This window comes from Aequorivita lipolytica (genome assembly GCF_007997135.1).
In the GTDB taxonomy this organism is placed as follows: Bacteria; Bacteroidota; Bacteroidia; order Flavobacteriales; family Flavobacteriaceae; genus Aequorivita; species Aequorivita lipolytica.
This window is the reverse complement of the sequence record NZ_VORU01000027.1, coordinates 1-5913: the sequence shown is the minus strand read 5'-3', so window position 1 is coordinate 5913 and position 5913 is coordinate 1. Positions and strand designations below refer to the sequence as shown.

2 tRNA genes and 3 rRNA genes are annotated in these 5913 nt (G+C 49.0%); all 5 read right to left on the bottom strand.

Going from position 1 to position 5913, the window contains the following annotated elements:
• Window positions 1-47: 47 nt before the first annotated feature.
• Window positions 48-157, bottom strand: a 5S ribosomal RNA gene (gene rrf / locus ESV24_RS15075).
• Between the two features lie 181 nt (window positions 158-338).
• Window positions 339-3175 (bottom strand): 23S ribosomal RNA (locus ESV24_RS15070).
• A 329-nt stretch (window positions 3176-3504) separates the two neighbouring features.
• Window positions 3505-3578: transfer RNA gene (locus tag ESV24_RS15065), tRNA-Ala, on the bottom strand.
• A 223-nt stretch (window positions 3579-3801) separates the two neighbouring features.
• A tRNA-Ile gene (locus ESV24_RS15060) sits at window positions 3802-3875 on the bottom strand.
• 165 nt (window positions 3876-4040) lie between these two features.
• A 16S ribosomal RNA gene (locus tag ESV24_RS15055) occupies window positions 4041-5564 on the bottom strand.
• Together the 16S, 23S and 5S rRNA genes with 2 tRNA genes alongside form the textbook arrangement of a ribosomal RNA operon.
• Window positions 5565-5913: the final 349 nt, after the last annotated feature.

Here is a 5913-nt window from a genome sequence, read left to right as displayed (position 1 = left end):
CTTTATTCCATAAAAAAAGTCCCTTCACAAAAGTGAAGGGACTTCAAGGAAGGCGGCGACCTACTCTCCCACAGGATTGCAGTACCATCGGCGCAAACGGGCTTAACTTCTCTGTTCGGAAAGGTAAGAGGTGAGCCCCGTCGCTATAACCACCTTAGTTTTAAGTGTTGGGTGCTCAGATGCGGTTGGCAGTAAAAACTACTGGCCGCGGCCTTGCACTTTGCACTGTCCGCCATTGGCGGACAAATAACATAACATATCGGAAAACAAACAATAGAAGAAAAGTGAATTTACTTATTTAAAAGAGTTGCTCTCCCCGCCGGAGCGGGGAAGGCGTCGTACATAAGCTTACGGGCTATTAGTACCGCTCGGCTGGGACATTACTGCCCTTACACCTGCGGCCTATCAACGTGGTAGTCTCCCACGGCCCTTTAAAGAAATCTCATCTTGTGGTGGGTTTCGCGCTTATATGCTTTCAGCGCTTATCCCTTCCCGACGTAGCTACCCAGCGGTGCTCCTGGCGGAACAACTGGTGCACCAGCGGTCAGTCCAATCCGGTCCTCTCGTACTAGGATCAGATCCACTCAAATTTCTTGCGCCCACTGTAGATAGAGACCGAACTGTCTCACGACGTTCTGAACCCAGCTCGCGTGCCACTTTAATGGGCGAACAGCCCAACCCTTGGGACCTTCTCCAGCCCCAGGATGTGACGAGCCGACATCGAGGTGCCAAACCCCCCCGTCGATGTGAGCTCTTGGGGGAGATCAGCCTGTTATCCCCGGCGTACCTTTTATCCTTTGAGCGATGGCCCTTCCATGCGGAACCACCGGATCACTATGCTCTACTTTCGTACCTGATCGACTTGTAGGTCTCTCAGTCAAGCTCCCTTATGCCATTGCACTCTACACACGATTGCCAACCGTGTTGAGGGAACCTTTAGAAGCCTCCGTTACTCTTTTGGAGGCGACCACCCCAGTCAAACTACCCACCAAGCACTGTCCCCTTTTGGTAAAGGGTTAGACTCTAGACAAGCAAAGGGTGGTATTTCAACAATGACTCCACGACGCCTGGCGACGCCGCTTCAAAGTCTCCCACCTATCCTACACATTACTTGTCCAAAACCAATACTAAGCTATAGTAAAGGTGCACGGGGTCTTTTCGTCCCACAGCGGGTAATCGGCATCTTCACCGATACTACAATTTCACCGAGCTCATGGCTGAGACAGTGTCCAGATCGTTACACCATTCGTGCAGGTCGGAACTTACCCGACAAGGAATTTCGCTACCTTAGGACCGTTATAGTTACGGCCGCCGTTTACTGGGGCTTCAATTCAATGCTTCTCCCCGAAGGGATGACATCTCCTCTTAACCTTCCAGCACCGGGCAGGTGTCAGGCCCTATACTTCATCTTTCGATTTTGCAGAGCCCTGTGTTTTTGATAAACAGTCGCCTGGACCTCTTCACTGCGGCCCCCATTGCTGGGGGCGACCCTTCTCCCGAAGTTACGGGTCGATTTTGCCTAGTTCCTTAGCCATGAATCTCTCGAGCTCCTTAGAATTCTCATCCCAACCACCTGTGTCGGTTTAGGGTACGGGCTGCTTCACTCGCTTTTCTTGGAAGTCGCTACTCTGGATTATCACCTTGGCCGAGGCCTCAGTGTACTATCGCCGTGTTGCCACTGGCTTCAACGAACTATTCCGTCAGTTCGCACCAAATTTGCGCCTCCGTCACTTTTAGCGTGAGCAGGTACAGGAATATTAACCTGTTGTCCATCCACTACCCCTTTCGGGTTCGCGTTAGGTCCCGACTAACCCTCAGCTGATTAGCATAGCTGAGGAAACCTTAGTCTTTCGGAGTGCGGGTTTCTCGCCCGCATTATCGTTACTTATGCCTACATTTTCTTTTCTGTACGCTCCAGCATACCTCGCGGTACACCTTCAACGCAAACAGAATGCTCCCCTACCACTTATATAAATATAAGTCCATAGCTTCGGTAGATAGTTTATGCCCGATTATTATCCATGCCGGACCGCTCGACTAGTGAGCTGTTACGCACTCTTTAAATGAATGGCTGCTTCCAAGCCAACATCCTAGCTGTCTGTGCAGTCCAACCTCGTTATTTCAACTTAACTATCATTTTGGGACCTTAGCTGATGGTCTGGGTTCTTTCCCTCTCGGACATGGACCTTAGCACCCATGCCCTCACTGCTGATCATCATTTTATAGCATTCGGAGTTTGTCAGGAATTGGTAGGCGGTGAAGCCCCCGCATCCAATCAGTAGCTCTACCTCTATAAAACTATATATCAACGCTGCACCTAAATGCATTTCGGGGAGTACGAGCTATTTCCGAGTTTGATTGGCCTTTCACCCCTACCCTCAGGTCATCCCAAGACTTTTCAACGTCAACGGGTTCGGTCCTCCATTTGGTGTTACCCAAACTTCAACCTGCCCAAGGGTAGATCACACGGTTTCGCGTCTACTACTACCAACTAAAGCGCCCTATTCAGACTCGCTTTCGCTGCGGCTCCTCCGCTGAGCGGATTAACCTTGCTGGCAACAGTAACTCGTAGGCTCATTATGCAAAAGGCACGCCGTCACAGCTTGCGCCGCTCCGACCGCTTGTAAGCGTATGGTTTCAGGATCTATTTCACTCCGTTGTTCACGGTTCTTTTCACCTTTCCCTCACGGTACTGGTTCACTATCGGTCTCTCAGGAGTATTTAGCCTTGGCGGATGGTCCCGCCGGATTCATACAGGGTTTCACGTGCCCCGCACTACTCAGGATACCACTATCGGTAACTGTCCTTACTAATACCGGGCTATCACCGTCTATGGCCACGCTTTCCAACGTGTTCTTATTCGTAAAGCACCAAATGTCATGGTCCTACAACCCCGGTACCGCCGTAACGGCACCGGTTTGGGCTAATCCGATTTCGCTCGCCGCTACTATCGGAATCACTATTGTTTTCTCTTCCTCCGGGTACTTAGATGTTTCAGTTCCCCGGGTTTGCCCCGCTTGCGCGGTAATACATCTTCAATGTACTGGGTTGCCCCATTCGGATACCTGCGGATCAACTTGTATGTGCCAATCCCCGCAGCTTTTCGCAGCTTATCACGTCCTTCTTCGCCTCTGAGAGCCTAGGCATTCCCCATACGCCCTTATTTTGCTTATTGTACTTTTTGCTCTTTTAATGAGTTATTCTAAATCTCGCATGCCAACGATGGCATGCACTTAATTATTACTTTTCTCGTATTCTTTGTTTCCAATATGTCAATGAACTGTCTGGAACTCCGCAATATTCACCGCAAGCATTATGAAATAGCTCTTTGGTACTCGTATATTGGATTATATCCGTGGTGGAGCATACCGGGATCGAACCGATGGACTTCCCGATGTAAATCGGGACGCTCTAGCCCCATACTATGGCTAAAACTCTGTTTCAATATGTAATGAACGTTTCACCCTATCGTGGATGAGATTTCCGCCTTCGCGGGAAATGTTGTGGAGAATATCGGAGTCGAACCGATGACCTCCTGCGTGCAAGGCAGGCGCTCTAGCCAGCTGAGCTAATCCCCCATTTTTTAGTTATGAGTTATTAGTTATGAGGTATGAGTATTTAAACCCGCAACAAACCCAACTTCTAAAATTTCCTCTTCATACACCGTAGCTTTATGCGAAGGTGTATTCAATATGTATTAATGAACGTACAAATGATAAACGCAAAATGTCAAATTTAAAATGTAAAAGTTCTTACTTTTCACTTTAGTGTTTTTCGGTCCTGCATTTAACCTTTAACTCGTAGTCCCAGGCAGACTCGAACTGCCGACCTCTACATTATCAGTGTAGCGCTCTAACCAGCTGAGCTATGGGACTTTAAAAAAAAGTCTCCAATGTTCAGTATTCAGTTATCAGTTTTGATGTGCTGACACTGTACCTGTTGACTATAGTATTATAAAATTGACAGCTAAACCAAGCAAGACCCCTTTAATCTTCATATTAAGAGTCTCTCTTGTTGAATTTTCGGTCGTCTTTCTCTAGAAAGGAGGTGTTCCAGCCGCACCTTCCGGTACGGCTACCTTGTTACGACTTAGCCCCAGTTACCAGCTTCACCCTAGGCCGCTCCTTGCGGTGACGGACTTCAGGTGCTTCCAGCTTCCATGGCTTGACGGGCGGTGTGTACAAGGCCCGGGAACGTATTCACCGGATCATGGCTGATATCCGATTACTAGCGATTCCAGCTTCACGGGGTCGAGTTGCAGACCCCGATCCGAACTGAGACAGGTTTTGTGGATTCGCTCCTGCTTGCGCAGTGGCTGCCCATTGTACCTGCCATTGTAGCACGTGTGTGGCCCAGGACGTAAGGGCCGTGATGATTTGACGTCATCCCCACCTTCCTCACGGTTTGCACCGGCAGTCTTGTTAGAGTTCCCGACATGACTCGCTGGCAACTAACAACAGGGGTTGCGCTCGTTATAGGACTTAACCTGACACCTCACGGCACGAGCTGACGACAACCATGCAGCACCTTGTAATCTGTCCGAAGAAAAGACTGTTTCCAATCCTGTCAGACTACATTTAAGCCCTGGTAAGGTTCCTCGCGTATCATCGAATTAAACCACATGCTCCACCGCTTGTGCGGGCCCCCGTCAATTCCTTTGAGTTTCATTCTTGCGAACGTACTCCCCAGGTGGGATACTTATCACTTTCGCTTGGCCACCCAGCACACCAATGTGCGCCGGACAGCTAGTATCCATCGTTTACGGCGTGGACTACCAGGGTATCTAATCCTGTTCGCTCCCCACGCTTTCGTCCATCAGCGTCAATGCGTTGTTAGTGACCTGCCTTCGCAATCGGTATTCTATGTAATATCTAAGCATTTCACCGCTACACTACATATTCTAGCCACTTCACAACGATTCAAGACGACCAGTATCAATGGCAGTTCTACAGTTGAGCTGCAGAATTTCACCACTGACTTAGACGCCCGCCTACGGACCCTTTAAACCCAATGATTCCGGATAACGCTCGGACCCTCCGTATTACCGCGGCTGCTGGCACGGAGTTAGCCGGTCCTTATTCGTACGGTACCGTCAAGCCCCCTCACGAGGGGGTGTTTCTTCCCGTATAAAAGCAGTTTACAACCCATAGGGCCGTCTTCCTGCACGCGGCATGGCTGGATCAGGCTCCCGCCCATTGTCCAATATTCCTCACTGCTGCCTCCCGTAGGAGTCTGGTCCGTGTCTCAGTACCAGTGTGGGGGATCCCCCTCTCAGGGCCCCTAACCATCGTAGCCTTGGTGTGCCGTTACCACACCAACTAGCTAATGGTACGCATGCTCATCCCCTACCGATAAATCTTTAATTAAGGAACAATGCCGTTCCTTAATGCTATGGGGCATTAATCCAAGTTTCCCTGGGCTATTCCCCTGTAGAGGGCAGATTGCATACGCGTTACGCACCCGTGCGCCGGTCTCAAAAGTGCAAGCACTTTCTACCCCTCGACTTGCATGTGTTAGGCCTGCCGCTAGCGTTCATCCTGAGCCAGGATCAAACTCTTCATCGTATAATCTTCAATAATATTGCGACCATACTCCAGTAAGAGCTCGACTCCCTCAAAAAAATCTCAGAAAATCTCACTTAGTTTAGTTTCTTTGTTGACCTTGTCCGTTTCCGGACAAAATCTACGCTGTCAATTTCAATATCTCAATGAACTTTTCTTTATTAAAAATAAAGACTCAATTGCCGGTGGAACGGAGTTGAACCGCTGCTGCTATTCCTTTTCACCATTTCTAAGACCGTGCCTATCTCTCTAAGCGGGTGCAAATATAAAACTCTTTTTTGTTCCCACAATACTTTTTGGAAAATAATTCAAAAAAAATTTAAGAGCTTCCTTTTTCAATTCCCAGAACAAC